At 63.5% G+C, this 4,871-nt stretch carries 5 protein-coding genes; 4 read left to right on the forward strand and 1 reads right to left on the reverse strand.

The features are described from left to right. Positions 1-60: 60 nt before the first annotated feature. Positions 61-612 carry a hypothetical protein gene (locus tag Q0K17_RS10380; protein ID WP_294542823.1) on the reverse strand — a complete coding sequence of 184 codons (552 nt, stop codon included), beginning with the start codon at positions 610-612 and terminating at the stop codon, positions 61-63. A gap of 399 nt (positions 613-1,011) precedes the next feature. Here Q0K17_RS10380 and Q0K17_RS10385 point away from each other — a divergent pair, with 399 nt between their 5' ends. Genes Q0K17_RS10385 through Q0K17_RS10400 form a run of 4 tightly spaced genes read left to right on the forward strand, consistent with a single transcriptional unit; the run spans position 1,012 to position 4,759 of the window. Further along, a complete protein-coding gene (locus Q0K17_RS10385; protein ID WP_294542825.1) occupies positions 1,012-2,202 on the forward strand; it encodes a dihydroorotase in 1,191 nt (396 codons plus the stop codon). A 14-nt stretch (positions 2,203-2,216) separates the two neighbouring features. Next, the gene (gene pyrF / locus Q0K17_RS10390; protein WP_294542826.1) at positions 2,217-3,083 is read left to right on the forward strand and encodes an orotidine-5'-phosphate decarboxylase; all 867 of its coding nucleotides are present in this window, start codon (positions 2,217-2,219) and stop codon (positions 3,081-3,083) included. Continuing rightward, a complete protein-coding gene (locus Q0K17_RS10395) occupies positions 3,064-3,849 on the forward strand; it encodes a dihydroorotate dehydrogenase electron transfer subunit (protein WP_294542827.1) in 786 nt (261 codons plus the stop codon). Before pyrF ends, Q0K17_RS10395 begins: the two co-directional genes overlap by 20 nt. Further along, positions 3,842-4,759: a dihydroorotate dehydrogenase gene (locus Q0K17_RS10400; RefSeq protein WP_294542829.1), complete on the forward strand. Its 918-nt coding sequence runs from the start codon at positions 3,842-3,844 to the stop codon at positions 4,757-4,759. The genes Q0K17_RS10395 and Q0K17_RS10400 overlap by 8 nt, the downstream gene beginning before the upstream one ends. The last annotated feature ends 112 nt before the right edge of the window (positions 4,760-4,871 follow it).

Raw genomic sequence — 4,871 nt, forward strand, 5'->3', positions numbered from 1 at the left:
AAACCCCGCCGTCCGAAACAAAGGATGGCGGGGTTTTTGCATGTCAGACCGTAAGCTGCGTTACAGGGGGCGGCACAGAGCCAGCACCTGCTGCCGGATGGCTTCGGTGCGGGCCGGGTCGTTGGGATCGGCGAGAGAATGCCCTACCCCTTCGCAGATCACACAAGGGATTGCCCGGCGGGCGCAGAAATCCTCCACAATCCGCCAGTCCAGTAGACGGTCGGCAGTGCCTGCCACCATGCCTATGACCCGGTCCCGTTCCCCGGTCAGGGCCAGGGTCTCGGCCAGCGGGGTCAGATAGAGCATGCGCGGGTGCAGCCCCAGCTTGGCAGCGCAGCGGGGTGCCACCACCGTGCCGAGACTTTTTGAGAAGAACACCAGATCTGTACAGGCATTCAGGTCGTGCTTCGCCAGCTGGCGCAGGGCTTCGGTCTCGGCCCGGTCAAAGGCTTCCTTAAAAGTGTCTATTTCGGCGAAAGGAATGGCTGAAAAATCCAGCGGGATGACTTCGTACCCCAGTATCTGCCATTGTCTGATGCCGTCGGCCAAAAGCCCGGTGCGGCAGGTGTAGCCCGTGCCGGGAAAAACCACCGCCAGTTTGCCGTTGCCCATATCGTACACCGCCCTTGTTTTGTGTTTCTTTGACCGTATCCTACCATGGCGGTGCACGCCTGTCAATCGCCGGGCCCTTCCGCCTTTGTCAGATTGCCCAAAAACCTTTCCACAAAGACCCCGAAAGACGGCGGTCGGGGCGGGCTGCCTTGCCTTGACAGGGGGACAGGGGCGTGGTAGAATAATAAAAATTATACAAAACCCCCGTAGAAGCTGTCAGAAAAGAGGAGGCACAGTCATGCAGTTCCGCTCGGCCCGAATGTCCAGCGTTCTGAATTTTGACGGTGCCGTGTTTTTTCCTGACGCCGCGTGCGTGCGGTTTTTTTGACTTTTCCTCATCGGGGAAAAGTTTTTTTTTGCCCAAACGGGCTTAGAACCACCACAAAGGGAGGCTGTATCATGCTGATCCGCAATGCCAAGGACGCCAACGGCAGCGTCTGCGATGTCTGGGTCAAAGAGGGGAAGATCGCGGCGCTGGGCGTCGGTCTGCCCGCCAATCTGGACGCCGAGGTCATCGACGCCGCCGGACTCACCCTTCTGCCCGCTTTCATCGATACCCACTGCCACTGGCGCACCCCCGGCCTGGAATATAAAGAGGACATCGCCACCGGGTCCGCCGCGGCTGCCGCGGGCGGGTACACCTTCGTCAACCTGATGCCCAACACCAAACCGGTGTGCTCCACCCCCGAGATCGTCTACGCGGTGCAGGACAAGGCCAGGGAGATCGGGCTGTGCGACGCCAACCAGACCGTGTCCATCACCAAGGACTTTGACGGCAAGACCATCGACCATCTGCTCACCCTGCCGGAGGATATCCGCTTCATCACCGAGGACGGCAACGGCGTGATGAACAACGCGGTCATGGCCCGGGTCTTTGCCATCGCCACCGAGCGGGGCCTCACCGTCATGTCCCACGCCGAGGACCGGGAGATCAGCCCCTGGGACTACCGTCTGGCCGAAAACATCGAGACGGTGCGCAACTGCCACCTGGCCGAATATTACGGTACCCGGCTGCATATGTGCCACGTCTCCACCGCCGAGGCGGTGGACGCGGTACGCCAGAGCCGCCGCCGGGGCGCCCGGGTCTCCTGCGAGGTGACCCCCCACCACCTGTGGTTCGACGACAAGCGCCTGCAGTACAAGGTGAATCCGCCCATCCGCACCGACAAGGACGTGAAAGCCCTGGTGGAGGCCATCAAGGACGGTACCGTCACCTGCATCGGTACCGACCACGCCCCCCACACTGCGGAGGAAAAGGAAAAGGGCGCCGCGGGCATGGTGGGGCTGGAGACCGCCTTCGCCGCCTGCTACACCAAGCTCTGCCGGATGGAGGGCCTGCCCCTGGAGCACCTGAGCTTCCTCATGAGCGCCGGTCCTGCCGCCGTCATGGGTCTGGCCGACCGCAAGGGGCTGCTCTGCCCCGGCTACGACGCCGACCTGGTGCTGGTGGACATCGACCACATGTATACCGTGCATGCCGACCAGCTGCACAGCAAGAGCAAGAATACGCCCTTTGACGGCGAAAACCTGTACGGCCGCATCAAGATGACCATCAAGGGCGGCAAGATCACCTATCGGAGCGAAGAGTAAGGAGGCAACTTCCCATGACCAATATGGACAAACTGTATGCCAGCGTGGCCGCCAACGGTCCCGTCTGCGTGGGCCTGGACACCGAACTGAGCTACCTGCCCGAATCCGCCGTGGATTCCACCAAGACGGCGGGGGAGAACGTGGTGGCCTACAACCGCGCCCTGATCGACGCCACCAAGTCCGCCGCGGGCTGCTACAAGGTGCAGATCGCCTACTATGAATCCCTGGGTCTGGACGGCATGCGCGCCTATGCCGAGACCCTGCGCATGGTGCGGGAGACCGGCCTGCCGGTCATTGCCGACATCAAGCGGGGCGACATTGCCAAGACCGCCGAAATGTACGCCAAGGCCCACTTCACCGGCGACTTCGAAGCCGACCTCATCACCCTGGCCCCCTACATGGGCCTGGATTCCATCAGCCCCTACCTGCCCTACTGCAAGGACCAGGGCAAGGGTGTGTTCGTCCTCTGCCGCACCTCCAACCCCGGCGCCAAGGACTTTGAGTACCAGAAACTGGCCGACGGCCGCCACGTCTACGACCTGGTGGGGGACAGCATCTCCGCCCTGGGCCAGGACTACATCGGCGAGACCGGCTACACCAGCCTGGGCCTGGTCATCGGCGGCACCCATACCGAGGAGGCTTCCGCCATCCGCGCCGCCTACCAGAACACCTTCTTCCTGATCCCCGGCTATGGCGCCCAGGGCGGCAAGGCCGCCGACATCGCCCGCTACCTGAACAAGGGCAACGGCGGTGTGGTCAATTCCAGCCGCGGCATCCTGCTGGCCTGGAAGAAGCAGCCCGGTGTGGATTACGCCGAGGCCGCCTATAATGAATGTGTCCGCATGAGGGAGGATATCCAGAGTGAGTGCGATAAACTGTAAGGTCAGTGTGCTGGCACAGGAAACGGTGGCGCCGGACATCCGCCGCCTGACCGTGTCCTGGGAGGATCAGCGCCCGGAATTCATGCCCCACGCAGGCCAGTTCTATATGCTGCGCTGTTGGGCGGCCGATGAGGCCCCCGTGCTCTCCCGCCCCATCAGCGTCCACGATGCCAGTACGGAGCATGATACCATCACCTTCCTGTATCAGGTCAAGGGCCAGGGCACCGAGAAGCTGGCAGCCCTGAAGGCAGGGGACACCCTGACCCTCACCGGTCCCTGCGGCAACGGCTTTGATGTGGCCGCAGCCGCCAAGTCCGGCACCGGCCGGGTGGCCGTGGTGGGCGGCGGCATCGGCACCGCGCCCCTGCTGCTCCTCTGCAAGGAGCTGGCTGCCGCCGGCGCCAAGCCGGAACTGTATGTGGGCTTCCGGGATGAGCCCTATGGGCTGGAAGAATTCCTGCCCTACTGCGCTGCTGTCAGCGTGGCCACCGATTCCGGTGCTGTGGGCTACCACGGCCTGGTCACCGGCATTCTGCATCCCGAAAACTTCGACCTGGTCCTGGCCTGCGGCCCCAACGTGATGATGAAAGGCGTGTACAAGCTCTGCGCCGAGCACAACACCCCCTGCATCGTCAGCCTGGAGCGGAAGATGGCCTGCGGCCTGGGCGCCTGCCTGGGCTGCACCTGCATGACCAAGGTGGGCCCCCGCACCGTCTGCAAGGACGGCCCGGTCTTTGCTGCTGAGGAGGTGTTCGACCTTGACTAACGTAGATCTGCATGTGGACCTGCTGGGCAAGCGTCTGGCCAGCCCGGTCATCGCGGCTTCCGGCACCTTCGGCTTCGGCCCCGAGTACGCCGATATCCAGGACCTGCGGGTTCTGGGCGGCATCTCCGGCAAGGGCCTGACCCTGAACGGCCAGCCCGGTAACCCCGGGGAGCGCCTGTACGAGACCCCCTCCGGTCTGATGAACTCCATCGGCCTGCAGAACCCCGGCGTGGCCCACTTCATCAAGCATGAACTGCCCGCCATGAAGACCCTGGGCACCACCGTCTGGGCCAACCTGGGCGGCCACACCATTGAGGAAAATGTGGAGGGCGTCCGGATGCTCTGCGAAGCGGGCATCGACTTCCTGGAACTGAACATCAGCTGCCCCAACGTCAAGCAGGGCGGGCTCGCCTTCGGCATCCGGGCCGCCGACGCTTCCGAGGTGGTCGCCGCGGTGCGCAAGGTCTGCACCGTGCCCCTGGTGGTCAAGCTCAGCCCCCAGGCCGAGAACCTGACCGAGATGTGCAAGGCGGTGGAAGCCGCCGGCGCCGACGGCATCAGCCTGTGCAACACCTTCCAGGCCTGTGCCATTGACCTGGAACGCCGCAAGCCGGTGTTCGCCAACACCTTCGCGGGCCTGTCCGGTCCGGCGGTGCGGCCCATTGCCCTGCGCATGGTCTGGCAGGCGGTAGGTGCCGTGAACATCCCGGTCATCGGGCTGGGCGGCATCAGCACCGGCAAGGACGCCCTGGAATTCATCATGGCCGGCGCCGCCGCCGTGCAGGTGGGCACCGCCAACTTCCTGGACCCCCGCGCCTGCACCCGCATCGTGAACGAGATGGCGGACTGGATGCAGGCCCACGGGGTGCACAGCCTGGACGAGATCCGCGGCTGCGCCCGGAATGACTGATAATTTATGCAATAACATTGCAAAATTATACAAAAAATGCTATCATAAGGCAAAGAGTGGAAAAGAGCGGACAAGTGTGCCCCTAGGCCGTGTCCGCACAGGATAACCGGTA

The organism is uncultured Gemmiger sp. (assembly GCA_944388105.1).
GTDB lineage: Bacteria > Bacillota > Clostridia > Oscillospirales > Ruminococcaceae > Gemmiger.